This is a genomic window from Enterobacter genomosp. O (assembly GCF_001022965.1).
Classification (GTDB): domain Bacteria; phylum Pseudomonadota; class Gammaproteobacteria; order Enterobacterales; family Enterobacteriaceae; genus Enterobacter; species Enterobacter cloacae_L.
On record NZ_LECZ01000027.1, the window covers coordinates 644076 to 667249 of the forward strand.

The following is a 23174-nucleotide window of genomic DNA, read 5'->3' on the forward strand; positions in this document are numbered from 1 at the left end:
ATTTGTGTCGTTCATCGCCACAAAACTGTAACAGTTGCGAATACACTATCGCGGCGATTGTAGGAAGGCGCTTAATTAAGTGCAAGAATAATTGTTGCACTTTATGTGCTATTTGAGCCGATGTTAAAAGACCCGTTTCGGTCAGGGTTTTAAATGCAACAATAAAACTTGCAATTAATACAAAAACGCGCCACCTTTAAATGCAACAGACAAAGTTACTTTTAGATATTCTGCGTGGGGGTACCCAGATGAACACTGGCGCATTTATGCATGATTTACTCGACTGGATCGACAACAACCTGGACAGCCGTCTGGACATTGAGTCCGTCGCCAGGCGATCCGGCTATTCAAAATGGCACCTCCAGCGCCTGTTCAAGGAACATACGGGCTATCCCCTCGCCGGGTACATTCGCGCGCAAAAGCTGAAAAAATCGGTTGAGCGGTTATCCCACAGCGACGAACCGATTCTGAACGTGGCGATCGCGCTGGGCTTTGACTCCCAGCAGTCCTTCAACCGCAGCTTTAAGCGTCAGTATGGTCAGGCGCCTGGGGCATGGCGGCGGAGCATGGGTGGCCCGGAAACGCAGCAGCTACGCCAGTAATGCATATTTTGCTGCAACTTCGATCTGTAGCTGCTATACTGTATATAATTACAGTATAGCGAGGTGCACGATGGCTGTTGAAACAAAATTTGTTGTCGTAAGAAAAGGTGAAGAGAAAATGACATTTGCCAGCAAGAAAGAGGCTGACGCTCACGACAAGCTGCTCGATATGGCAGACGCGTTCACCGACTGGCTGTTGCAAAGCGGAATGCAGATGGACGAAACGCAGGCTGAAAATCTTGGCCTGTATTTCGCCGAGCAGAAAGAGACCGTGCAGCATATTCTGCGTACCAGCAAGCTTCCCGATGTCACTGCCCCAGCTGCAACCGTTAAAACAGAATCTGATGCGGCTGAAACGAAAAAAATCAGGGCCGTGAAAGCGGCCTGATTGTCAGCAAATCATCACCTATCCGGAAGCCGTAAGCAGATAACTGCTTACGGCTTTTTTAGTCAGAAAAAGAGTCAAGGAGATGGCGTGCGGCAAGGAATAAAGGAAAAAATCATCAGGATCTGTGATGCAAAAATCACCGCTAAGGGAAGCGACGTTGGGCTTTCGTTTTATGCTTTTTTTGCTAATAAAAATGACGACCCAGAACTGCTTATGGAAGTGGCGCACTGGTGGATTATGGAAATGAAACTGGACCATTTTGAAAAGGCTGAAAAGATCAGAAAGCTTGTTTTAGCCTTGTAACACCTGCGCTCAATGCAGACCTAAGCTTCAGAAGATTTCCCGCATAGTGCCAATGGCGGACGTTGGTACTTTCCTCATCGCTAATATCAATAAGTTAGAATAAATACGCTCACATAGATTGTCTTAACCACTCACTCAGTGTGAGAGAAAAAAGCAGGCTAGGCGGCGCATCTTTCACATCATGAATCTCTTTTATGTATTGCAACCCCGCTTTTTGAAGAACTTTCTGCGATGCCACGTGATGACCTCTTACTACGGCAGATATCTCAGTCAGCTTTAACTCACCAAATCCATATCTGATAGAGCTTTTCGAAAACTCTGTTGCCAGACCTTTTCCCCATGCCTCTGTGGCGAAACGATATCCTAAATTATTAATTACGATATCCGCATAACTGCTGACGCTCAGCCCACCAAAACCAATGATTCTTTCAGGACTTTCCTGTAACGCGATTGCCCAGTTTCCAAAGCCGTGCGTTTCCCAGTGGTTGATCCAACGGGCTAAGACAGTTTGTGCATGCTGTATGTCCGGATATGGCCCTGCTGGATTAAAGGTGTTCGTAGCCGGGTCGCCATAAATTCTGAAAAGATCATCCAGGTCAGACGTCGTTACGGGGCGAAGGTGCAGTCGGGAGGATTGAAGTTGCAAAACAATTTCCTGAATAATGAGCTTATTGGCTTAGTGATAGAACTGTTTTTATAGTAAGAAAAAAGCAGGTTCGCAACACCGTGCCAGGAATGGATGCTAGCGTCATTTATTATCTCACCTTCTGCAGAATTGCTCTGAACATTTCCATCTCGCTATCTTTCCTGTTTGTAGTAATAGCTTCTAAGGAGTGCTATTTATTTATAAAGCGTGATGGCCGGTAACATTGCGGGATTGCATTGCTCTGCACCTCGCGTAACTCCTCTGAAACCACTCTGCCAATCGTCGCTGCGCACGTCACGGCTGGGTGCATTGAAGCGACGTAAACGCTCCTGCTCTCATCCGTAAAACCAAGAACGGGATACCCATCCTGAATAACAGGACGCTCTCCTGTTGAGTACTGAATGAGAGCAGCCGACTCTGCGCCCGTGAGCCTGCTTCTTACCGCACGTTGTGCAGCCTCCACCGTTTCTTTGACGTTGCCGCTTGCCGGGTAATCTTCTGCGGCTAATAACTCACCGTTGCGCGCTTGCCGAACCTCAATATCATCACCTGAGACGATCGTATTGACCACGCGCTGGGGGACCGTAAAGCGCAGTAATATAGCCGGTGATGACAGAACCGGAACATGGATACCCACCCGCTCAGTCAGCGCTGGAATACCTGTCCCACAGGCCAGCACGACGCAATCTGCATCCAGTTTACCCCGAGAGGTCAGGACGCCTGTCACCCTCCCCTCCGTCATGCAAAGATCCGTAACGGTTGTTTGCGTATTTAGCACGATGCCTTTTTCACAGGCTTTTTCGAGCAATAGTCGCGTTGCGCTGGCGGCATCAATGGCACCATCTTTTACAGCATAGCGGGCCTGTGAGGGAGGATTTATCAGGGCAGGCACAAGACGGGTAATTTCAGCCTTATCGATGAGACGTTCGCCCTGCCGGCAGGACCCGGATGCCGTGCCGTAGCTTAACGAACCACTCCATTGAATGTGAAGTCCAGGAATGTGTTCTTCCAGCCTGTGCCAGTCCGCAAGTGCGATGCGCCGGATAAACACGTCGGCCGCATCATCCTTCACCACACCGGTCAGCCAGCCAAACGCATTACCTGTCGCACCTGAGGCAGGCATATCGTGTTCAACAAGTGTGACGTCAAATTCACCGTGGTCGAGATGCCATGCAATGGATACGCCAGTGATCCCAGCCCCTACGATAACGATCCTTTTTTTATGGGTCACGGTGCCCGTCTCCTGTGTGGGGAACATGTCATGCCATGATGCGAAAGTAATCTCTTACAGGTTATTTTGTAGGATTGCAAAATTCGCGGGCAAAACGGTTCAGGACAGCGGTTTTCGTCGTAAGCTTCTTGCTCAAAAAAAATATCTTGTCGCTGTCCGTTTTGTGCCAAGAGCAGACATTCTTTATGCGAGTGAATTTAATTATAATAACTTAAAGTTGGACTCGCTTGTTTAGGGGGGCTAACCCGTGGTTAAATACAGACTGCCGTTAAAATAAGCATTAGGCTACTTTGAAATTTATCAGTCGTCACGGAGAAACTATGAGAATTCCAACTAGTCGTAACCCCAAGTTGATGTCGAGCCTCAACCCAAACCTGACGAGCAGTATTAATCCTAAGCTAACTAGCAGCATTAACCCAAAGCTGACATCAAGCATCAATCCCAAACTGTCCTCAAGTATCAATCCTGCGCTTACATCGAGCATAAACCCCAAGTTGACCAGTTCAATCAACTACAAGCTCATGTCAAGCAAAAATCCAAATCTCACGTCAAGCATCAATCCCAAGCTAACCTCATCGATCAACCCAAATATATCGTCTAACATTCCAGGATTATATTTATTTGATCTAGCACTAAATGCGGTAGGATTCACCGTATCGTCAACTCCGAACTACTGGTTGTTATTTGATCCACACTGTCAATTTATTGGTGTTGCTGTTAATTGTCGGCAGAATTTTTTCATTGAATTTGATCTGGATAATAATTTTGTTGGATTCTTTATTCACGCCAAAGATCAAAGCTGGTTAAGATTCAACATAAATAACGACTGGGTGGGGCTGACCACATAACCTTACTAGTACGCGTCACAATGCACTATATAAAAACATGGCTTTCCCGCTCTCTATCGGAGTGTATTCCAAGAGTAAATTTTTGAAGCGGAGTATAAGTGAAAAAACACGAAGGCATGTCAAAATACAAGCTGAATAAAATAGCTGCTGAGTCTTTGAGAAATAGTATCCGTCTTCATTTTGACTCAATGCTGCTCTATGAGAACGGTTCGTATCCAAGTGCATTTCAGCTTTCAGTCCTGGCGCTTGAAGAGTTCTCAAAGGCCATCTGGGTAGATCACTACATTTGGTCATCTGAAACTAATGAGGGCTATCCAGATGTTCAATTTGAGCAGGCATGGTTAAAACTTCTATATCTACATCCCAAAAAACAGTGGAACTTTGTAGCAAAAGAAATAGATGATTATTCTCCAGGTTTTATTTCCATGATACAGAATAGAGAATTAGAAGAGAAAAAACAGAATTCTATATACGTTGGTTTGTCTCGCATGAAAGGAGTTGTTGATATAGATAGCCGAGTCTCTACCCCTTGGAGAATTAAACAAAAAGATGCCAGGCAGTTTATATCAGTTATCAATGATGAATTACTAAGGATAGCTGTGAGAATTGAGGAGAATGAATTTTATTTCGAAGGAGGAAAAGGAATGGATGAAGTATTTGATTATGAAATCTATAAAAATCTTTTGCAATGGCCTCATAAAAGCGGAATGAAAAATAATAGGTGGAGGAAGAAAAACCATCTACGGAAATAATAACTTTTTGTTTGTGACTTTCTCTCCCAGCGCCTATCTCCAGCCGTCCGCTTCTCGTTCTCAGCAGACCGTTATCGGCAGGTGCTTGTCTGCTGCGCGTCAGAAGCATATATAATTCGTTAACCAATGGGTGAAAAAATACTTCTGGAACATATTAACACTTCATTATTTTAAATTACTTCTTCATCAATGAATAAATAATTTCATAGTTAAAAAAATTAAATCTTATTTTTATGATTAATTTGCTTTGCTAATGAGCTATAAACCAAATCAACGAAAACATATTTTTCACATTCCCAAGGTTCACTACTAGATGGATTTACTAAATCTGGCTTCCCCCCCATTAGACTATGTATGTGCGAATAAATACCCATTCTTTCTGAGAGTTGCATTAGTTTTACTTGATGTTCTGGTGGGAGCATTTTATTTTTAAACCATGTTGTAAATATATGTTTAGTAAGCTCTTTAGTACAAATAAACCATTCACCCTGACGTCTTTCATTGCTAAATTTTTCATGTAGATACTTTTCTTTTTCTGATCCGCCAGGTTCCAAAGCGTGTAATATTAATTGACCAAATGTACCTGTTTGCAGGTTAGACAATCTTTTTAGCACATTATTGGAACGTCCTATTTTCACATACAGTCCCGAGTAAGGATTATTTATATCTGAAGAACCGGCCCAAGTATCAGGCACTTGTAAAATATAATAAATACTACTTACTTTCCCACTTGATACATTATTTGCCCAAATCTGCCATTCTTCCATCCAGCTGTTTGCAGCTTCCCTCGAGTCAAAGGCATGACTTGTATGGTATAATTCACCACTATCCAATAACATATCGAACACATATTTTCCACTCTCTATTATTCTTAAGTTGTCGGCTTTCATGGAAGTACCTCACAAATATACAGGAATATATAAAAAGAACTTTACTACATTTGTTAATGTGAAATCCATTCTTATTGTTTCAATTACAATATCCTCATCGATTATGTTACCACATAACTCTTGCATTATTTAATGCACGCGACTCATTGCTAGTGATAACGGTTTTAATGTTTTCTTCTCACTCTAAGCTAACTTTAAAAATAAACTTGATCTAAAATATATCAAAATAGATTGTTAGTTTAGATATCCTATTTTTAATCACTTAGAGGATCAACCTGATTTTCTCTAATAAGATTTCGCAACGCAGTACGAGCAGCGGCGACTTCTGTCATCCCATTAAGAGCCACGCTGGACTGCCCTCCTCTAACCCCAAAGACTGTGACCATGTTCTCTTCACAGAAAAACTCCGCTTCATACTGAAGGCCATCTTTCTCTACGCGAATATATGACATAACAACCTCATTTCAATATCTTTTGCTTGAATTATATATTCACAAAATAATTTAAGCAATCTGGCCTAAGACTTTACACTAAGCTTGCCTTGTAAGCATCCTGCAAGTATTCCAGTAAAATGAATCATTCGCTTTGAGAATATGTCCAAAGAACGGTTCAGGTATCCTCTCAGGCTAATATCCGTTTCTCGCTCTTAGCAGACCTAACGTTACCTAATCCCCCCAACGCCCCCCGCCACAAAACCTGGTAGCTATACAAACACGCCAGATTCTCACGTTAATACGCATTCCCCCTATCAACGAGGAAACGCGCATGCCCCAACACCCGCTACGCCAGATAATCGAATCCTGCGACCACGCCATCACCACTAAAAACTATGACGCGTTGATGGAGTTCTACGCCGAAGACGCAGCCCTGGTAGTTAAACCCGGCATGACCGTTAAAGGCAAAGAAAACATCCGCAGCGCATTTATTGCTATCTCTGATTATTTTCAGGACCAGCTGATAGTCGAACAAGGGGAAATGCAGGTGATCGAAGGCGGCGGCAATGCCCTCGTTATCATGGAAACCGTTCTGCGTTTTCCTGATGGTCAGGGTGGGATAACGGAAATGTCGCGCCGCGCAACCTATGTTTTTCGACAGGAAAACGACGGTCGCTGGCTTTGTACCATCGACAACTCCTACGGAACGTCGCTTCTGGATACGGGGAACGCATCACATTAATCACGGTTTCAAAGGGGCGCTACCGCCCCTCTACGCCAGCACCCTTAATGCGCAGTAATGCGCGGCTCCTTCACGAACTCAGCCAGCAGCCACACCATATCGTGCAGCAAGCCCGTCAGCTCTTTCGCTACGGGAGCGGGCAGCGTTCCCCCCATAACCGCTTGCGTCAGCGCCAGTGCATAGTCCACCTGAGTCAGGGTGTCCTGCCAGCAGTCCGGCACGCAGGAGTTCATTTTCTCCCCCATGATCAACTGCGCGATCAGGTCCGGCGGAAGATCGACATCGCAGAGTTCCCGCAGCTTGCGCAGAGCCTGAAGGAGACGGTCGCAAAGCACGGTAAACAGATTCGCATCCTCGATTTCGACCAGCACGCTCACCAGCGCGGCGCAGCTGTCAGCGACGTCAAAAAGATCGGCATCAGCCGGAAGCGGCCGGGAGATAAGGTGCTGAATGACGTTTTCGTCAGACGGGAGATAAGTCAGGGTTGGGATAGTAGCCATAGTAAGGCATCCTCAGTGTGTAAATTGGGTGAACCACCCGATGAGTTCCTACGCTCGAGGGGGTAGCGCTGACAGAGGTAGGAATGCCGCCCACAGAGAAAACGGCCAGCCTTACGGCTGCTCCGCCAGCGCCACCGCAATTTTAACGAGTTCGGCGCTGCCGCGACATATAAATATCGCTCTGTAGATGCGGGTTCCTACGCCCGATTGCGGATGTGCCGCAACGCAGGCACTTTACGACCCCGATCGGTTGAAGAAAAGACATAACCCTGAATTTCACACGGTTACTTTGCGGTTTGCGAGGCGCCTTCCAGAATGACAACGCGGCCCTAAACTTTAAGGGTATCAATCACCGCTCTCGCTGGGCTTCGACTCCCAGCAGTCCTTCAACCGCAGCTTTAAGCGTCAGTATGGTCAGGCGCCTGGGGCATGACGGCGGCGTATTGGCTATCGTGAAACGTTAACCGAACGTTTTTAGGGTCAACGAACTTACCGTCGGCGGTAACATAGGCGCTATTCACCACTTCTCCACTTTCTTTGTCTGTTAAGGCAATATGCGGTGCGTCGTGCAGTATGTTTTTATGACCCCACTCCATCAAAGAGAAAAGAATCGGCGCAAGGCTGCGGCTTTTGGCGGTGAGAACATACTCATACCGTTCACGCGCCCCTTCTTCCTGATAAGGGATTTTGCAAAGCAGGCCGAGTTCAGTCATTTTTTTTAACCGGTTCGCCAACGTCTGCCTGGTGATTTTTGTATGATCCCGTATCGTTTCAAAGCGTGTTACCCCATAAAACGCCTCCCTCAGAATCAACAAAACCCATTGATCGCCAAGAAGCTCAGCGGCCGCCGCTAGCCCACAAAGCTCAGGTAATAAGTACGGTAATGATTTATTTTTTGACATATCTTCGTTTGCCTCGTAACCTGAGTATGATTTAAAGACTCAGTTATTTAAGGAGAATACAATGCCCTTCGTAAATGTGCAAACCATTAAAGGAATTATGAATTCGGAGCAAAAAAAAGAACTGCTACGTCGTATGACTGACCTTGTTGTTGAAATTGAGGGAAACGGCGATCCTGAATTCCGGCGTTCAGTATGGATCCGTATTGACGAGCATGAACCGGAACAGTGGAGTCTTGGGGGAATACAGCCCACATCTGAAATGATTGCTGCAAAATTTGCCTCACCACAGCGGTCCTGATTTATTTTTAGTCATAGCCCACCGGCGGGCATTTTGAATGTCCGCTCTCATGATGTTATGCCGCCCTAAATCCTCAACGTATCAATCACCGCTCTAAGCGCAGGCGACACGTTGCGGTGCGGATAATAGAGGTACAATCCGTCCATGCGCAGGCTATAACGCTGCAACACCCGGATAAGCGTTCCGCGCTCTATATCATCAGCCACCAGCTCCACCGGAACATAGGCCAGCCCAAGCCCCAGCCGGGCGGCTTCGGCTTCCATGTAGCTGTCAGACAGCGCCCATTGCCCCTCTGGCCGATGGGTGATTTTCTTCCCGTCCTGAACCAGCTCCCACTGGTAGTCACCCCCGTCGGCAAACTGGTAGGAAATGCAGGGATGAACCACTAAATCCGCAGGCGTCTGGGGAAAACCGTAGCGGCGAAAGTGTTCCGGGGTAGCCACTACGGCCATTTCCATATCAGGGGTAATGCGCACGGCGATCATTCCCTGCCCTACCTCTGGCCCCAGCCTGACGCCCGCATCAAACCGCTCGGCGATGATGTCAACGAAGCGGCTTTCGTTTATCAGCTCCAGCCGGATATCCGGGTAACGCTGTTTAAAAATAGCGAGCTTTGGCAGCAGGCATTTGTCGATGGCGTGCTGGCTGGCATTAATGCGTACCGTACCGGACGGCGTCTGGCGGTAGTGCGCCAGCGTCGCCAGGCCCGTATCAAGCACATCGAACGCGGACTCGGCGGTCTGATAGAGCTGCTCCCCGGCGTGGGTCAGAGACAGCTTGCGCGTAGTACGGACCAGAAGCTGAACGCCCAGCCGCTCTTCCAGCTCGCGAACCGAGCGGCTGATCCCGGACTGCGCCAGGCCGAGCCGCTGTGCGGCCGCCGTGAAGCTCCCCTCCCTTACCACCTGCATAAACAGGTACAGCTCATTGTAGTTTTCCCGCTTTGCCATCGTGACTCGCCATTTATAACAATCTGGTATTAATCTTAGCAGTTTTCGGGCCCTAATCAGCACTATTTTTGCTAACTATAATGCCTGCATCACAACAACACAGGGCACCTTTTCATGAAAACATTCACCCAAAAACTGTCCGTTGCGATGCTGCTATGTGCATCATTAAGTGGAGTGACAACAATGAGTTATGCTGAGACAACCAATCCAAACGCGCCTGTTTCCATGGTGACCACCTGGGACAAAACCTTCGCCGAGAGTGATAAAGTCGACCACCGTAAGGTGACTTTCCAGAACCGTTACGGAATCACGCTGGTGGGCGATCTGTATTTGCCTAAAAACCGCGGCGACCGCAAGCTGGCGGCCATTGCCGTGAGCGGGCCGTTTGGCGCGGTCAAGGAACAATCCAGCGGCCTGTACGCCCAGACCCTGGCGGAACAAGGGTTTGTCACCCTGGCATTCGATCCGTCTTATACGGGCGAAAGTGGCGGCCAGCCGCGTAACGTCGCGTCTCCGGATATCAACACCGAAGACTTTAGTGCGGCGGTTGATTTTCTGGGGTTACAGAAAGAGGTTGATCGTAATCGCATTGGTATTCTCGGCATCTGCGGCTGGGGCGGTATGGCGCTGAATGCGGCCTCCATGGACACCCGCGTGAAAGCGGTCGCCACCAGCGTGATGTACGACATGAGCCGGGCGATGGGTCACGGCGTCGGCGACGGCAAAGATCGTTATTCAACGTCCGATCGCCGTGCCGTCCTGCAGTATCTGAACGAGCAGCGCTGGAAAGATGCCGAGCGTGGCACCTTTGCGCACGGCGGCCATGACATCTATGTCGATGAGAACGGCAAGGTGACTGCTGCGGAACGTATTCTGCCGGACGCGTTACCCGCCAACCCAAATCCGGTACTCAAGGAGTTCTTTGATTACTACCGGATGCCGCGCGGCTTCCATGCCCGCTCCGTCAACTCCACCGGCGCATGGACCGCGACAATGCCGCTGTCGTTTATGAATATGCCGCTGCTGAGCTATGCCGGCGAGATCGCTATCCCGACGCTTATCGTGACCGGTGAAAAGGCGCACTCCCGCTATTTTGCAGAAGATGCGTTTAAAGCGGTCGGCAGCAAGCAGAAGGAACTGGTGATTGTCCCGGGCGCAAACCATGTCGATCTTTACGACAATGTTGCCGGGAAGATCCCGTTCACCCGGTTTGACCAGTTCTTCAAAACCAGCCTGAAATAAACCCCTACGCCACCCGTTCTGCGCGGGTGGCTCTTCGCGAAAATAGACTATGTCCTCACTGACCCATACCCCACCACAACACGCTGAACATGCGCGCTGGAGCGGCGTTTTTGCCATGACCCTGTGCGTATTTGTTCTGATTGCATCTGAGTTTATGCCCGTCAGCCTGCTTACCCCTCTCGCCAGAACGCTGGATGTCACAGAGGGGCTTGCCGGCCAGGGAATTGCCATCTCCGGCGCGTTGGCGGTTCTGACCAGCCTTTTCCTTTCCCAGCTTGCCGGGAATATGAATCGTAAATACCTCCTGCTGGGCATGACCCTGCTGATGGCACTCTCGGGGATCGTTATTGGTTTCGCCCCGAACTATCTGACGTATATGCTCGGCCGCGCCCTGATCGGAATTGCCGTCGGCGGGTTCTGGTCCATGTCTGCCGCAACGGCCATTCGCCTTGTTCCTCCACATCAGGTTGCGCGCGCGCTGGCTATTTTCAACGGCGGTAACGCGCTGGCAACGGTGGTGGCCGCCCCGCTTGGCAGCTACCTTGGCGCCACCATTGGCTGGCGCGGCGCATTTCTTTGCCTGGTGCCGGTGGCGATAGCGGCGTTCATCTGGCAGTGTTTTAGCCTGCCGGACATGCAGGGGCGTAAAAACGGTGCGTCACAGGGAAGCGTTTTTCGGCTATTCCGCCAGCCTGCGGTTTCCGTCGGTCTGATGGCCTGCGGCCTGTTCTTTATGGGTCAGTTTGCGCTGTTTACCTATCTGCGCCCGTTCCTCGAAACCGTCACCCAGGTGAGTGGAACCGGGCTGTCGCTGATTTTGCTCACCATCGGCGTCGCGGGTTTTGTGGGCACCCTGTTCGTTGCCCTGGTGCTTAATGCCGCGTTTTACGTGACGCTGATCGCGATCCCTCTGCTGATGGCCGCCATCGCAGTCGCGTTGATTCTCACCGGGCATAACGTGTGGATCGTCGCCCTGCTGTCAGGCCTATGGGGGATGCTGGCAACGGCGGCACCGACGGGATGGTGGACGTGGATTGCGCGAACGCTGCCGGAGGATGCCGAAGCTGGTGGTGGACTGATGGTCGCGGTGATCCAGCTCGCCATTGCGCTCGGTTCAACGGCGGGCGGTATAGCGTTCGATCGTTACAGCTGGCAGACCACGTTTGCACTGAGTGGCATCGTGCTCGTCTGTGCGGCAGCGCTAACGTTTCTGCTTTCGCGTCTTCACAAACAACGCGCCGGATGATTTTTTGACCCTTGTCTGCCTCGCTGGTGTATTGTTTTTAAACAATGACATCCAGTAAAGGACACCTGCGCAATGATCAGCATCCTCGGTAAAACCACCTCCATCAACGTTCGTAAAGTGCTCTGGACCTGCGAAGAAGCGGGCATCGCTTACCGGCAGGAAGATTACGGCAGCGGTTTTGCCTCGACGGAAACGGAGGCCTTCCGCGCCCTGAACCCCAACGCCATGGTGCCGGTACTGATTGATGGCGATTTCGTGCTGTGGGAGTCCAATTCCATCTGCCGCTATCTGGCGCGCAAGGCGGAACGTCACGATCTGCTGCCCGCAGAACCGCAGGCCTGCGCCAACGTTGAGCGCTGGATGGACTGGCAGGTATCGGAATTTAACACCGCCTGGCGCTATGTTTTCCCGGCGCTGGGACGTAAAAACCCGGACTTTAACGATCCCGAGCGCATTGCGGCGGGTATTAAAGAGTGGAACCATTGCGTCAGCATTCTGGAGAATCAGCTGCAGCGCACCGGAGCCTTTGCAGCGGGCGAGACGTTTACCCTTGCGGACGTAGTGCTTGGGCTGTCGGTGAATCGCTGGAAAATGACGCCGTTTGATAAGCCTGACGTGCCCGCCATTGAGGCCTGGTTTGAACGCCTCAACCAGCGCCCGGCGTTTTTGCGTCACGGAAATAACGGCATGATTTAACGTATTACCCCCCATCTTGAGAAAGGGTATTTTATTTAATTACTAAACCCGTGAAGTCGTCAGAGGGAATAATAATTAAGCCATATCCTGGACAGCCCGTTGCGCCGCTTTGCTAGCCTGAATATTCAGGCAAAGTTCAACCCGGAGGTATTCTTGCTGATAAGACTCAAGAAAGAACGAACGCACCAGGAGGATCGCCGGCTTGCTCTCTGGCTGGCGACCTCAGCAGGTTTGCTGAACGCCATCGCCCTAGGGGCTTTCGGCTTTTTTCCCTCACACATGACCGGCAACACCTCTCAATTATCCAGCGAAGTCTCTTCCACCGATCTGAGCGATATTATTTTTTTCGGCTCGATTATTCTCTCCTTTGTGGCAGGCGCAATCATTGCGCGCACGATCGTGATATGGGGCATTATCCATAACATCAGACTGGTTTTTTGCCAGATCCTTTTTGTTGAGGGGTTATTACTGAGCGGCGTCTCTTTTTACGAAATGTATTTTCATGCCCTCACCAGCAACCGCGAGATTATTCTTTTTCTCTGCGGCCTGATGGGTATTCATAATTCCACCTCTACGCAGCTTTCCGGTGGACGAGTGAGATCGACGCATATTACCGGCACGCTGACGGACGCAGGGATATCCCTGGCCTCCGTTATGGTGGCGATGCTGCGCAGAGATTACTCCAAAGATACGGCGGCGCAAAAAAGCCAGCTGAAAACCCACTTAACCACCCTGTTCTCGTTTATTACCGGCGGGATCGCCGGGCTGCTGCTGTTCAGATGGATTGGGTTTAACGCCATGCTGGCGCTCGGGCTGATGCTGACCGTGGTCGCCACCGTCTCAATTATCACCGTCTCTACGCGAGTTCGACGGGTCCGCGCTGCCGTCTGAGCGTTGCAACTGCCCCAGCAGGCGCTGCATGTTGTCGTCACAGGATATCCCGTCCGGCCTGCTGGTGATGCTTGCGACCAGCGTCAGCAGCTCTTTTCGGTTTTCCTCGAGCTGCTTCTGCATCGCCTCTATTTCTGCAATGCGCGTCTTAAGGGACTGGACCAGTCCCTCATGATCCCAGCGCTGTTGCGGCTGCGGCAGGAAGCGGCGTATTTGCTCGAGGGTGAACCCGGCACGCTGCGCATTGTCGATGATGTTCAGCAGCGCTGCCGCGTCGGTTGAATACGAACGGTATCCGTTACCCTGCCTGACCGGTCGCGGCAGTAAACCTTCCGCCTCATAAAACCGAATGCGCGACGGGGTAATTCCCGTCATTTTCGACAGCTCGCCAATTTTCATTTCGTCAGCTCTGGCATATTGACCTTAAAGTTAACTTTAAGCTTAAACTTTCTATACGGTCAATCGGATCGCCAACTCATCAGGGAGCTACCATGCAAACTATTCTCGGCGCCAGCGGGCAAATTGCCCGTGAACTGACCCGCGAGCTTAAACGCAAATACACCGACGATATCAGGCTGGTCAGCCGCCATCCGCAGAAAGTCAACGCCAGCGATATCACGGTGGCGGCCGATCTCCTGGATGCGCAGCAGACGCAGAAGGCGGTTAGCGGCAGCGACACGGTCTACTTTACCGCCGGTCTGCCGCCTGACTCCGCCCTGTGGGAGCGTCAGTTCCCCACCATGCTGGAAAATGCGCTGGAGGCCACGCGAAAGGCGGGCGCAAGATTCGTCTATTTTGACAATACCTACATGTACCCTCAGAGCGACGTGCCGCAGATCGAAGAGACGCGCTTCGCGCCCCGGGGACGAAAAGGCAACGTGCGCGCGCAGATGGCCAACCGGGTGCTTGACGAAATGCAGCGGGGCGACATTCCCGTCATCATCGGTCGGGCACCTGAGTTTTACGGGCCTGACAAAACGCAGAGCTTCACGAATACGCTCATTATCGACAGGCTGAAGCAGCACAAACGCCCGCGCGTTCCGGTCCGTGACGATACGCTTCGTACGCTTATCTGGACTCCGGATGCCAGCCGCGCGCTCGCCCTGCTGGGCAATACGCCTGAGGCCTACGGGCAGACGTGGCATTTGCCGTGCTGGGACGAAAGGCTAACGTATCAACAATTTGTGACCCTCGCCTGTGACATCTTCGGTCAGAAGGCGGATTACGCCGTGCTCGGCAAGCTGGCCTTCGCCGCGACGGCGCTGTTTTCACAGGGGGCCCGTGAAATGCGGGAGCTGTTTCCCAGGTACGACGTTGACAACCTGTTTGATTCAACGAAATTTAAGCGCCGCTTCCCTGATTTTGCCGTCACCTCCTACCGGCAAGGGCTGGAGGAAATCTGGCAGGAATGCAGAGCAAGAGACGCTAAAACCGCATAATTTCCGTGCCGCACGAACTCGTAGGTGACGCTTTAAACGTGACAGCGTCACATTTAAATCTTCTCTTTAGGACTATTCTGCCCGCCCCATATCAGGCCTTACGCCATAAGGCCTGACCTGATGTTGTCACTATTTTCATAGGGTTACTGATTTCACCCCTTCGCTGGAACCCTTCCCAAACGCTTGCTATAGGTCATCTACCCCTGCCGAAACATGGCATAACAACAGGCAACCGGTGGTTGCTATAACGCATGCGCACAGGGAGACACACCGCAATGCATCCATTACTCAAACGTTCGCTGCTGTTTGTCGGCGCCATTATCGCGGTCCTCGCTCTCCTCGTCTGGGGCATCGGGCTGGAGACGATTAAGGCGCGCCAGGTTGACCTGGTTTATCTCGGGCAACAGCACATGATTCTGGTTTTCTCGTCGATGTTCTTTGCCCTGCTGGTCGGTATTCCTGCCGGTATCCTGCTGAGCCGCCCGGCCGCGCGGGGTATCGCCGAATACGTGATGCAAATCTTCAACGTCGGCAACACGCTGCCGCCGCTGGCCGTACTAGCGCTGGCGATGGTGGTGATTGGCATCGGCGATACGCCCGCCATCATCGCCCTGTTCCTCGCCTCGCTGCTGCCGATAGTGCGTAATACCTACGCCGGGCTGTGCTCGGTCCCGGCGTCGCTGCTGGAAGCGGCAAACGGGATTGGGATGACCAAATGGCAGCGTCTGCGCCAGGTCGAGTTGCCGAACGCCTGGCCGGTCATGCTCTCGGGGATCCGCATCGCCACCGCCATTAACGTCGGAACCGCGCCGCTGGCGTTCCTGATTGGCGCCAGCAGCTACGGTGAGCTGATTTTCCCCGGCATCTATCTGAACGATTTCCCGACCCTGATCCTCGGCGCGGCGGCCACCGCCCTGTTCGCCCTGATCCTCGATACCCTGCTGGCGGCGCTGGGTCGCGTGATGAGTCCCCATCTCGCTCGATAACAATAACAAGGAGCTTTTATGAGACTGTTTTCCGGCCTGACGGCGCTGTGTGCCGCGGCGCTGTTCACCAGCCAGGCGATGGCGGCCCCGCTGATTCTGGCAACCAAGAGCTTTACCGAGCAGCATATTCTCTCGGCGATGACCGTGCAGTACCTGCAAAAGAAAGGCTTTCAGGTGCAGCCGCAAACCAATATCGCCACGGTGATTTCCCGTAACGCAATGATCAACAAACAGATTGATATGACCTGGGAGTACACCGGCACGTCATTAATCATCTTCAACCATATCAACAAGCGCATGTCGCCGCAGGCGTCTTACGAGACGGTGAAACGCCTGGACGCGAAGCACGGTCTGGTCTGGCTCAAGCCCGCCGATATGAACAATACCTATGCCTTCGCCATGCAGCGCAAGCGCGCCGAGGCGGAACATATCAACACCATGTCAGAGATGGTGGCGAAAATTGAGCAGGTTCGTAAAACCAACCCGGACAAAAACTGGCTGCTGGTCTTAGACCTGGAGTTTGCCGGGCGCAGCGACGGCATGAAGCCGCTGCAGGCGGCCTATAACCTGACGCTGGATCGCCCGCAGATCCGCCAGATGGACCCCGGTCTGGTTTATAACGCGGTGCGCGACGGCTTCGTCGACGCCGGTCTGATTTACACCACCGACGGGCGCGTGAAGGGCTTCGACCTGAAGGTGCTGGAGGATGACAAAGGATTCTTCCCGAGCTACGCCGTCACCCCGGTGGTGCGTAAGGACACGCTGGAGGCCAACCCGGGCCTGGAAGAGGCGCTCAACACCCTCTCGGCCCAGCTCAACAACGACGTTATCACCGAACTGAACAAGAAGGTGGATATCGACCATCAGTCACCGCAGCAGGTCGCCCGAGATTTCCTGCGTAGCAAACAGCTGCTGTAGGAGGCGCTATGGAGACGATTCACTACATCCTCGATAACTGGGACTACCTGCTGACCCTGACGCTGCAGCATCTGTGGCTGGTGGCGCTGGCCGTGGGCTTAGCCATTCTCATCGGCGTTCCGCTGGGCATTTTGATTGTCCGCCACAAGTGGCTGGCGACGCCGGTGCTGGGAATAGCCACCATCGTGCTGACCATTCCGTCCATTGCTCTGTTTGGCCTGATGATCCCGCTGTTTTCGCTGATCGGTCAGGGTATTGGCGCCCTGCCCGCGATTACGGCGGTGTTTCTCTACTCGCTGCTGCCGATTGTGCGCAACACCCACACCGCGCTCGACAGCCTGCCGCCGGGCCTGCGCGAAGCCGGGCGCGGCATTGGCATGACCTTCTGGCAGCGTCTGCGCTGGGTTGAAATCCCGATGGCTCTGCCGGTGATTTTCGGCGGCATCCGCACCGCCGTGGTGATGAACATCGGCGTGATGGCGATTGCCGCGGTGATCGGCGCGGGCGGTCTGGGCCTGCTGCTGCTCAACGGCATCGGCGGAAGCGATATTCGCATGTTGATTGCGGGCGCGCTGATGATTTGTCTTTTAGCGATTGTGCTCGACTGGCTGCTGCACCGTCTGCAGGTGGTACTGACTCCTAAGGGGATTCGATAATGATAAAACTGGAAAACCTCACCAAACAATTTTCACAGAAGCACGGCCAGACCTTTAAGGCCGTCGATAACGTCAACCTGAACGTGCCCGAAGGGGAAATGTGCGTCCTGCTTGGCCCTTCCGGCTGCGGGAAAACCACTACCCTCAAGATGATCAACCGCCTGATCGCCCCGAGCAGCGGGACGATCCTCATTAACGGCGAAGACACCAGCGGCATGGACACCGTGACCCTGCGCCGCAACATTGGCTACGTGATCCAGCAGATTGGCCTGTTCCCGAACATGACCATTGAAGAGAACATCACCGTCGTACCGCGCATGCTGGGCTGGGATAAAGCGCGCTGTAAAACCCGCGCCGAAGAGCTGATGGATATGGTGGCGATGGATCCCCACAAGTTTCTCCACCGCTATCCGCGCGAGATGTCCGGCGGGCAGCAGCAGCGTATCGGCGTCATCCGCGCCCTGGCGGCGGATCCTCCGGTACTGCTGATGGATGAACCCTTCGGCGCGGTGGACCCGATCAACCGCGAGGTGATCCAGAACCAGTTCCTGGAGATGCAGCGCAAGCTGAAAAAAACCGTCATGCTGGTCAGCCACGATATCGACGAAGCCCTGAAGCTCGGCGACCGTATCGCGGTATTCCGTCAGGGGAAAATCGTTCAGTGCGCAAGCCCCGATGAGCTGCTGGCGAAGCCGGCGAATGAGTTTGTCGGCTCGTTTGTCGGCCAGGACCGTACGCTGAAGCGTCTGCTGCTGGTTTCTGCGGGCGACGTGACCGACCAGCAGCCAACCATTACGGTGCGGGGCTCGACGCCGCTTCCCGAAGCCTTTGCGACCATGGATGATAATGACATTCGTGCCGTGACGGTGGTCGATGAGAACGGCAAACCACTGGGCTTTGTGAAGCGTCGCGAAGCGCGCAACGCCAGCGGTATCTGCGCCGACATCCTGCATCCGTTCCGCATGACCGGCAAAGCGGAAGACAACCTGCGCGTGGTGCTTTCACGCCTGTATGAGAGCAATACCAGCTGGATGCCGATTGTGGATGAGGACGGGCGATACAACGGCGAGATTTCGCAGGACTATATTGCCGAGTACCTGAGCTCCGGGCGTACGCGCCGGGCGCTCAATATTCACAGCGACGGCTAACCTTTCCGGCCGGGCATCGCCCGGCCTTTTCGCACGCAGACCTTTTGCTAACCCCGCGATTTCCCGCCACAATATCGTATCGTCCTCGTTAAAACGCGACCCATGCAACGTCTTCATACCTACCCCGACATCCGCGCGATGTTTCGTCGCCTGCTGATTGCCACCGTCACCGGCGTGCTGGCCGCGCTGGCCGTTGCGGCGTTCCGCCACAGCATGTACCTGCTGGAGTGGCTGCTTCTCAGCAACGACAGCGGCAGCCTGGTGAATGCTGCCGCGTCGCTCTCTCCCTGGCGGCGCGCGCTGACGCCAGCCCTGGGCGGCCTGGCAGCCGGGCTGCTGCTCTGGGGATGGCAGCGGCTGACCGCGCAGCGCCCTCACGCCCCTACCGATTATATGGAAGCGCTGGAGACCGGGGACGGCCAGTTTGATTACGGCGCCAGCCTCGTGAAATCTCTTGCCTCGCTGCTGGTCGTTGCCAGCGGAAGCGCCATCGGGCGTGAAGGGGCTATGATCCTGCTCGCCGCCCTCGCCGCCTCCTTTTTCGCCCGACGCTTTACGCCGAAATCCGAATGGAAGCTCTGGATCGCCTGCGGTGCCGCGGCCGGGATGGCCAGCGCCTACCATGCGCCCTTGGCCGGGAGCCTGTTCATTGCAGAAATCCTGTTCGGCACGCTGATGCTGGCCTCGCTCGGCCCCGTGGTAATTGCGGCGGTGGTGGCGCTTCTCACCACGCAGCCCCTGGCACCCGGTGCCGGCACGCTCTATGAAGTTCATCTGAGCGGCACCCTCAGCGCGGCGGATTATGCCCTGCTGGTCGCCATGGGCCTGCTGGCTGGGCTCTGCGGGCCGCTGCTGATGTGGCTGATGGCCTTCAGCCACGGGCTATTTTTGCGCCTTAAACTTTCTCCGCCGTGGCAGCTGGCGCTGGGCGGCTTGATCGTCGGGCTGCTTTCTCTCCTCACGCCAAAAGTGTGGGGGAATGGCTACAGCGTGGTTCAGGCTTTTCTGCTCGCCCCGCCGCTGCTGACGGTGATTGCCGGGGTGTTTGTCTGTAAATTGCTGGCGGTGCTGGCCAGCAGCGGCTCGGGTGCGCCGGGCGGGGTGTTTACGCCCACGCTGTTTGTCGGCATGGCGACGGGGATGCTGTTAGCACAACTTTTCGCGCTGTGGTTACCGGGGTCTGAAACGGCGATTTTGCTGGGTCTGGCGGGAATGGCAACGCTACTCGCCGCGACCACGCATGCGCCTATTATGTCGGCGCTGATGGTCTGTGAAATGACCGGACAGTATTTTTTACTGCCCGGCTTGCTGGTCGCCTGCGTGGTGGCGTCCGTGCTGTCGCGGACGTTACGCCACGACTCGGTCTACGGTCAGCACGCCACCGAGGGAAGAGAGATCGATGTACTGCGCTAGCTCGCGCTGCTCGGCGCGAGGCAGATAAGGCAGTTCTCCCACCAGCGGCCCCGGCAGTTTGGTACTCAGCACGTCGATGATCTCGGCGTAGTGCGCCAGGCCCGGGTTGATGCGGTTTGCCACCCAGCCAATCAGCGGCAGGCCGTCATTGGCAATCGCCTGCGCCGTCAGCAGCGCATGGTTGATGCACCCTTCCTGGATACCCACGACCATCACCACCGGAAGCTGTTCCTGCACCACCCATTCAGACAGCGGGCGCAGGTCATTCATCAGGCTGCGCCAGCCGCCCGTGCCTTCAACCACCACGTGATCGACCTTCTCGCTCAGGTTCGCCAGGCCGTCGGACAGCAGCGGGTAATTAATCAGGCCGCTGTGCGCCACGCTGCTCTCGTCTTCGCTTAACGCAATGGGGTTGACCGCGTGATAAGGCAGTTCCAGCGACGAGACGCTTTGCAGCACCAGGGCGTCTTTATTACGCAATCCCTCTGGCGTCTCTTTACTCCCTTTTGCGACCGGTTTGTACCCTGCCACGCGTTTACCGCTTGCTGCAAGAGCCTGCAGCAATGCGCGGGATACAACGGTCTTGCCGACAGAGGTATCTGTACCAGTAACAAAGAAACGCTTAAGCATGACTCACTCCACCTCTTGGGTATGCTTCGAAAATATAAACCAGGTAAATAATTCAGTGGAGGAAGTCTACGGGATGCGTGCGCTACCCGGCTTGAGATAGCGCAATTTTTCTTACATCTGCGGAAAAGAGTTAACCCTGTAACAGGCGGATCAACAGCGAGCCGTTATACATGGCGTCTTTGACCAGCGCCGCCCCGGCCATCGTGCCCTGGTTGGAAAACTGGGTGCTTTCTACCGCAATATTTTTGCTGTAGGCGGGAAGCGACTGCTGGTGGATGCAGGCGGAGATCGCCGGGAACAGGATCTCCGCCGCCTGGCTGAGCGGCGAGCCAATGAGGATTTTTTGCGGGTTAAAGAGGTTCACCATAATCGCCAGAATGCGGCCAACGTTATTCCCCACGCCGGTAATAATGTCCTTCGCCAGCAGATCGCCCTGGCGCGCGGCGGCGCAGAGTGAATCTACCGTTAGAGGTTGGCCGTGCAGCGAGGAGCTCATGGACTGGCCGAGCCTCACCTGCGCCAGCTCCAGCACGCTTTCCACGCTGGCTATGGTCTCCAGACAGCCGTGGTTGCCGCAGTAGCAGCGCTTGCCGTACGGGTCGACCTGGGTGTGGCCAATTTCCACCAGGCTGCTGCTTCCGGCGTGAAGAAGACGTCCGTCGGTGATCACGCCCGCCCCGACGTTATGGTCGATGACCACCTGAATCACATCCCGCGCGCCGCGGGAGGCGCCGAACAGCGCCTCCGCCATGGTCCAGGCGCTGATGTCGTGCTGAATATAGACCGGCACGCCGGTGTGGTTTTTCAGTACTTCGCCCAGCGGCATCTCTTTGACGTCTTCATAAAACGGCATGCGGTGAACAATGCCATTTTCGGTATCAATAATGCCCGGCATGGTGATGGCAATAGCGGTTAAGCGCTCAAGCCGCTGCTGGTGGCGAATAAAGAAGTGATCGATGTGCGTGACAATTGCATCGAGAAGCGGTTCTTCCGCGTTGAGGGGCAGTTCAAGCCGGTCTTCCACCACCAGCTTGCTGCTCAGATCTCGCAGCGCGAGAAAGATCTCCCCCCGGCTGATGCGCAGAGAAAGATAGTGCCAGGCTTCCGTCTCGACCACCAGCCCGACGGCCGGACGGCCGCGGCTGCCCGGCTCCTGAATTTCCGTTTCCTGAACCAGGTGCGCTTCCAGCATTTCGCGGACAATCTTGGTGATACTGGCGGGTGCCAGCTGTGCCAGGCGCGAAAGATCGATACGCGAAACCGGACCAAGCTGATCAATCAGGCGATACACCGCGCCGGCGTTGGTCTGCTTAATCTGATCGATATGCCCTGGCTGACTATCAGCAACCACCTCGTACTCCCTTATTTTCGAGCTTCGAAATAAACTGTGGGCTATGGTGAAGCACTTGCATGGCTGCCGTCAAATATTTACTTAGCCATGTGATTTACCGCACATTTTCGCCCACTTTTCCCTGGAAATATCACCCTAAAGACGCGGTAATGAGCTGCTGTTTGAAGCGCTGCGCGGCATGGCTCTGTTCACGATGTTTTGACCAGACCAGCCACATCTCTGAAACGGCGTCCTCTTCGGCGATGCTCACCCAGCGCATTTCGCGCAATTGTACCCGTTTAAAGGAAGCCGGGAGAATAGACACTCCCAGCCCGGCGGCGACCAGGCCAATAATGGTCATCGCTTCCCCGACTTCCTGAGTGATGACCGGCGCAAGATCGTAGCGGCGCATCAGTCCCAGAATATCGTCGTACAGCCCCGTCCCGACCTGCGGGTCAAAAAAGACGAACGGCTCTTTTGCCAGCTCTGCCAGCGACACCGCCGGACGCGACGCCAGCGGATGATCGCGCGGGATCATGGCCATCAGCGGCTCGCGCAGAATGACCTGCCACGCCAGCGTGTCCGGCAGCTGGGTATTACGCATCAACCCCAGATCGAGCGAACCCTCATTGAGCGGCGCGATCTGCTCGCGGGTATTGATTTCGCGCGTCTGAATGTGAACATCCGGGAAATGGCGACGAAATGACGAAAGGGTCTCCGAGACGGCGCTGATAAACGGCGCGGACGAGGTAAACCCGATTCGCAGCTCTCCCGCTTCCCCGAGATACAGCCGTTCTGCCCGGGCGGCGGCATCCTCGACCATGCTCAGAATTTGTCGGCTGTCGACGAGAAACTGCTTTCCCGCCGCCGTCAGGCTCACGCTGCGGTTGGTGCGGGCCAAAAGACGCGCCCCGACCTGCTGCTCCAGGATCTGAATCTGCTGGCTTAACGGTGGCTGAGAGATGTTCAGCCGTGCCGCCGCGCGGCCAAAATGCAGCTCTTCGGCGACGGCGATAAAGTAGCGGAGATGACGCAGCTCGATATTCATATTTTTAAAGTATCATTTGAGATTATTAATATATTAGACAGAATA

Annotated in this window: 28 protein-coding genes and 1 pseudogene; 18 read left to right on the forward strand and 11 right to left on the reverse strand. The window is 53.6% G+C overall.

From position 1 onward, the window contains the following. Positions 1–248: 248 nt before the first annotated feature. The 3 genes from ABR39_RS21805 to ABR39_RS21815 all read left to right on the forward strand — a co-directional run bounded on the left by ABR39_RS21805 (position 249) and on the right by ABR39_RS21815 (position 1293). Complete coding sequence (locus tag ABR39_RS21805) at positions 249–602, forward strand: helix-turn-helix domain-containing protein (protein WP_047348693.1); 354 nt, start codon at positions 249–251, stop codon at positions 600–602. 70 nt (positions 603–672) lie between these two features. Continuing rightward, positions 673–990, forward strand: coding sequence for a YebG family protein (locus ABR39_RS21810; protein ID WP_047348694.1), 318 nt, complete (start codon positions 673–675; stop codon positions 988–990). An 87-nt stretch (positions 991–1077) separates the two neighbouring features. Beyond that, positions 1078–1293, forward strand: a complete 216-nt coding sequence (locus ABR39_RS21815; protein ID WP_047348695.1) for a DUF6500 family protein — start codon at positions 1078–1080, stop codon at positions 1291–1293. 109 nt (positions 1294–1402) lie between these two features. Here the strand turns inward: ABR39_RS21815 and ABR39_RS21820 are convergent, their stop codons facing one another. After that, a complete protein-coding gene (locus ABR39_RS21820; RefSeq protein WP_047348696.1) occupies positions 1403–1939 on the reverse strand; it encodes a GNAT family N-acetyltransferase in 537 nt (178 codons plus the stop codon). A gap of 190 nt (positions 1940–2129) precedes the next feature. Continuing rightward, positions 2130–3170: an NAD(P)/FAD-dependent oxidoreductase gene (locus ABR39_RS21825; RefSeq protein ID WP_240477089.1), complete on the reverse strand. Its 1041-nt coding sequence runs from the start codon at positions 3168–3170 to the stop codon at positions 2130–2132. Positions 3171–3490: 320 nt separating this feature from the next. Between ABR39_RS21825 and ABR39_RS25920 the strand changes: the two genes are divergently transcribed. Together ABR39_RS25920 and ABR39_RS21835 are read left to right on the forward strand one after the other, a co-directional pair. Then, on the forward strand, positions 3491–4018 hold the full coding sequence (locus ABR39_RS25920; RefSeq protein WP_072059271.1) for a hypothetical protein: 528 nt from the start codon (positions 3491–3493) through the stop codon (positions 4016–4018). Between the two features lie 98 nt (positions 4019–4116). Continuing rightward, on the forward strand, positions 4117–4770 hold the full coding sequence (locus tag ABR39_RS21835) for an AbiV family abortive infection protein (protein WP_047348699.1): 654 nt from the start codon (positions 4117–4119) through the stop codon (positions 4768–4770). Between the two features lie 218 nt (positions 4771–4988). On the opposite strand, the gene ABR39_RS25170 is transcribed toward ABR39_RS21835, so the two are convergent. Further along, positions 4989–5660, reverse strand: a complete 672-nt coding sequence (locus ABR39_RS25170; protein WP_072059272.1) for a GIY-YIG nuclease family protein — start codon at positions 5658–5660, stop codon at positions 4989–4991. Between the two features lie 254 nt (positions 5661–5914). After that, entirely contained in the window at positions 5915–6112 is a 198-nt protein-coding gene (locus tag ABR39_RS21840; RefSeq protein WP_047348700.1) for a hypothetical protein, read from the reverse strand. 313 nt (positions 6113–6425) lie between these two features. On the opposite strand from ABR39_RS21840, the gene ABR39_RS21845 reads away from it, so the two are divergent. Then, a complete protein-coding gene (locus ABR39_RS21845; RefSeq protein WP_047348701.1) occupies positions 6426–6836 on the forward strand; it encodes a YybH family protein in 411 nt (136 codons plus the stop codon). A 44-nt stretch (positions 6837–6880) separates the two neighbouring features. Here the strand turns inward: ABR39_RS21845 and ABR39_RS21850 are convergent, their stop codons facing one another. Beyond that, positions 6881–7336 carry a hypothetical protein gene (locus tag ABR39_RS21850; RefSeq protein ID WP_047348702.1) on the reverse strand — a complete coding sequence of 152 codons (456 nt, stop codon included), beginning with the start codon at positions 7334–7336 and terminating at the stop codon, positions 6881–6883. 355 nt (positions 7337–7691) lie between these two features. On the opposite strand from ABR39_RS21850, the pseudogene ABR39_RS25175 reads away from it, so the two are divergent. Continuing rightward, positions 7692–7769, forward strand: a pseudogene (locus tag ABR39_RS25175) (helix-turn-helix domain-containing protein); the annotation flags it as partial. On the opposite strand, the gene ABR39_RS21855 reads toward ABR39_RS25175, so the two are convergent. Beyond that, entirely contained in the window at positions 7735–8238 is a 504-nt protein-coding gene (locus tag ABR39_RS21855) for a winged helix-turn-helix transcriptional regulator (protein WP_047348703.1), read from the reverse strand. The pseudogene ABR39_RS25175 and the gene ABR39_RS21855 overlap by 35 nt on opposite strands. Before the next feature lie 61 nt (positions 8239–8299). On the opposite strand from ABR39_RS21855, the gene ABR39_RS21860 reads away from it, so the two are divergent. Continuing rightward, positions 8300–8536 (forward strand): tautomerase family protein, encoded by a 237-nt coding sequence (locus tag ABR39_RS21860; protein ID WP_047348704.1) that lies wholly within the window; start codon positions 8300–8302, stop codon positions 8534–8536. 65 nt (positions 8537–8601) lie between these two features. Here the strand turns inward: ABR39_RS21860 and ABR39_RS21865 are convergent, their stop codons facing one another. Next, positions 8602–9486 (reverse strand): LysR family transcriptional regulator, encoded by an 885-nt coding sequence (locus ABR39_RS21865; RefSeq protein ID WP_047348705.1) that lies wholly within the window; start codon positions 9484–9486, stop codon positions 8602–8604. 114 nt (positions 9487–9600) lie between these two features. On the opposite strand from ABR39_RS21865, the gene ABR39_RS21870 reads away from it, so the two are divergent. From ABR39_RS21870 to ABR39_RS21885, 4 genes are all read left to right on the forward strand, one after another. Next, a complete protein-coding gene (locus ABR39_RS21870) occupies positions 9601–10728 on the forward strand; it encodes an alpha/beta hydrolase (RefSeq protein WP_047348706.1) in 1128 nt (375 codons plus the stop codon). A 49-nt stretch (positions 10729–10777) separates the two neighbouring features. Then, positions 10778–11974, forward strand: coding sequence for an MFS transporter (locus ABR39_RS21875; protein ID WP_047348707.1), 1197 nt, complete (start codon positions 10778–10780; stop codon positions 11972–11974). Positions 11975–12046: 72 nt separating this feature from the next. Continuing rightward, a complete protein-coding gene (locus ABR39_RS21880; protein ID WP_047348708.1) occupies positions 12047–12670 on the forward strand; it encodes a glutathione S-transferase family protein in 624 nt (207 codons plus the stop codon). A 153-nt stretch (positions 12671–12823) separates the two neighbouring features. Continuing rightward, a complete protein-coding gene (locus ABR39_RS21885; protein WP_047349065.1) occupies positions 12824–13561 on the forward strand; it encodes a YoaK family protein in 738 nt (245 codons plus the stop codon). On the opposite strand, the gene ABR39_RS21890 is transcribed toward ABR39_RS21885, so the two are convergent. Beyond that, positions 13511–13960, reverse strand: coding sequence for a MerR family transcriptional regulator (locus ABR39_RS21890; protein WP_047348709.1), 450 nt, complete (start codon positions 13958–13960; stop codon positions 13511–13513). The two genes, ABR39_RS21885 and ABR39_RS21890, sit on opposite strands and share 51 nt — an antisense overlap. A gap of 92 nt (positions 13961–14052) precedes the next feature. Here ABR39_RS21890 and ABR39_RS21895 point away from each other — a divergent pair, with 92 nt between their 5' ends. The 6 genes from ABR39_RS21895 (at position 14053) to clcB (ending at position 20121) form a co-directional block, all read left to right on the forward strand. Then, complete coding sequence (locus ABR39_RS21895) at positions 14053–15000, forward strand: NAD-dependent epimerase/dehydratase family protein (RefSeq protein WP_047348710.1); 948 nt, start codon at positions 14053–14055, stop codon at positions 14998–15000. Between the two features lie 275 nt (positions 15001–15275). Then, positions 15276–15986, forward strand: coding sequence for an osmoprotectant ABC transporter permease OsmY (gene osmY / locus ABR39_RS21900; protein WP_047348711.1), 711 nt, complete (start codon positions 15276–15278; stop codon positions 15984–15986). A gap of 18 nt (positions 15987–16004) precedes the next feature. Next, on the forward strand, positions 16005–16904 hold the full coding sequence (gene osmX, locus ABR39_RS21905; protein WP_047348712.1) for an osmoprotectant ABC transporter substrate-binding protein OsmX: 900 nt from the start codon (positions 16005–16007) through the stop codon (positions 16902–16904). Positions 16905–16912: 8 nt separating this feature from the next. Continuing rightward, positions 16913–17560 (forward strand): osmoprotectant ABC transporter permease OsmW, encoded by a 648-nt coding sequence (gene osmW, locus ABR39_RS21910; RefSeq protein ID WP_014169860.1) that lies wholly within the window; start codon positions 16913–16915, stop codon positions 17558–17560. Next, a complete protein-coding gene (gene osmV, locus ABR39_RS21915; protein ID WP_047348713.1) occupies positions 17560–18708 on the forward strand; it encodes an osmoprotectant ABC transporter ATP-binding protein OsmV in 1149 nt (382 codons plus the stop codon). Before osmW ends, osmV begins: the two co-directional genes overlap by 1 nt. 102 nt (positions 18709–18810) lie before the next feature. Beyond that, the gene (clcB, locus tag ABR39_RS21920; RefSeq protein WP_065365753.1) at positions 18811–20121 is read left to right on the forward strand and encodes a voltage-gated ClC-type chloride channel ClcB; all 1311 of its coding nucleotides are present in this window, start codon (positions 18811–18813) and stop codon (positions 20119–20121) included. Here clcB and bioD read toward each other — a convergent pair. From bioD to ABR39_RS21935, 3 genes are all read right to left on the reverse strand, one after another. Further along, the gene (gene bioD, locus ABR39_RS21925; protein WP_047348715.1) at positions 20056–20751 is read right to left on the reverse strand and encodes a dethiobiotin synthase; all 696 of its coding nucleotides are present in this window, start codon (positions 20749–20751) and stop codon (positions 20056–20058) included. The genes clcB and bioD overlap by 66 nt on opposite strands. Before the next feature lie 130 nt (positions 20752–20881). Beyond that, positions 20882–22102 carry a sugar metabolism global transcriptional regulator Mlc gene (gene mlc, locus ABR39_RS21930; RefSeq protein WP_047348716.1) on the reverse strand — a complete coding sequence of 407 codons (1221 nt, stop codon included), beginning with the start codon at positions 22100–22102 and terminating at the stop codon, positions 20882–20884. A 130-nt stretch (positions 22103–22232) separates the two neighbouring features. Next, positions 22233–23129, reverse strand: a complete 897-nt coding sequence (locus ABR39_RS21935) for a LysR family transcriptional regulator (protein ID WP_047348717.1) — start codon at positions 23127–23129, stop codon at positions 22233–22235. Positions 23130–23174: the final 45 nt, after the last annotated feature.

Excerpts from the sequence above, each read along its gene's own strand:
- osmY (WP_047348711.1), top strand. The coding sequence starts at position 15,276 with ATGCATCCATTACTCAAACGTTCGCTGCTGTTTGTCGGCGCCATTATC.
- clcB (WP_065365753.1), top strand. The coding sequence starts at position 18,811 with ATGCAACGTCTTCATACCTACCCCGACATCCGCGCGATGTTTCGTCGC.
- osmW (WP_014169860.1), top strand. The coding sequence starts at position 16,913 with ATGGAGACGATTCACTACATCCTCGATAACTGGGACTACCTGCTGACC.
- ABR39_RS21805 (WP_047348693.1), top strand. The coding sequence starts at position 249 with ATGAACACTGGCGCATTTATGCATGATTTACTCGACTGGATCGACAAC.
- osmX (WP_047348712.1), top strand. The coding sequence starts at position 16,005 with ATGAGACTGTTTTCCGGCCTGACGGCGCTGTGTGCCGCGGCGCTGTTC.
- ABR39_RS21880 (WP_047348708.1), top strand. The coding sequence starts at position 12,047 with ATGATCAGCATCCTCGGTAAAACCACCTCCATCAACGTTCGTAAAGTG.
- bioD (WP_047348715.1), bottom strand. The coding sequence starts at position 20,751 with ATGCTTAAGCGTTTCTTTGTTACTGGTACAGATACCTCTGTCGGCAAG.
- ABR39_RS25920 (WP_072059271.1), top strand. The coding sequence starts at position 3,491 with ATGAGAATTCCAACTAGTCGTAACCCCAAGTTGATGTCGAGCCTCAAC.
- ABR39_RS21890 (WP_047348709.1), bottom strand. The coding sequence starts at position 13,960 with ATGAAAATTGGCGAGCTGTCGAAAATGACGGGAATTACCCCGTCGCGC.
- ABR39_RS21865 (WP_047348705.1), bottom strand. The coding sequence starts at position 9,486 with ATGGCAAAGCGGGAAAACTACAATGAGCTGTACCTGTTTATGCAGGTG.
- osmV (WP_047348713.1), top strand. The coding sequence starts at position 17,560 with ATGATAAAACTGGAAAACCTCACCAAACAATTTTCACAGAAGCACGGC.
- ABR39_RS21855 (WP_047348703.1), bottom strand. The coding sequence starts at position 8,238 with ATGTCAAAAAATAAATCATTACCGTACTTATTACCTGAGCTTTGTGGG.
- ABR39_RS21860 (WP_047348704.1), top strand. The coding sequence starts at position 8,300 with ATGCCCTTCGTAAATGTGCAAACCATTAAAGGAATTATGAATTCGGAG.
- ABR39_RS21870 (WP_047348706.1), top strand. The coding sequence starts at position 9,601 with ATGAAAACATTCACCCAAAAACTGTCCGTTGCGATGCTGCTATGTGCA.
- ABR39_RS21840 (WP_047348700.1), bottom strand. The coding sequence starts at position 6,112 with ATGTCATATATTCGCGTAGAGAAAGATGGCCTTCAGTATGAAGCGGAG.
- ABR39_RS21810 (WP_047348694.1), top strand. The coding sequence starts at position 673 with ATGGCTGTTGAAACAAAATTTGTTGTCGTAAGAAAAGGTGAAGAGAAA.
- ABR39_RS21875 (WP_047348707.1), top strand. The coding sequence starts at position 10,778 with ATGTCCTCACTGACCCATACCCCACCACAACACGCTGAACATGCGCGC.
- ABR39_RS21845 (WP_047348701.1), top strand. The coding sequence starts at position 6,426 with ATGCCCCAACACCCGCTACGCCAGATAATCGAATCCTGCGACCACGCC.
- ABR39_RS21935 (WP_047348717.1), bottom strand. The coding sequence starts at position 23,129 with ATGAATATCGAGCTGCGTCATCTCCGCTACTTTATCGCCGTCGCCGAA.
- ABR39_RS21850 (WP_047348702.1), bottom strand. The coding sequence starts at position 7,336 with ATGGCTACTATCCCAACCCTGACTTATCTCCCGTCTGACGAAAACGTC.
- ABR39_RS25170 (WP_072059272.1), bottom strand. The coding sequence starts at position 5,660 with ATGAAAGCCGACAACTTAAGAATAATAGAGAGTGGAAAATATGTGTTC.
- ABR39_RS21895 (WP_047348710.1), top strand. The coding sequence starts at position 14,053 with ATGCAAACTATTCTCGGCGCCAGCGGGCAAATTGCCCGTGAACTGACC.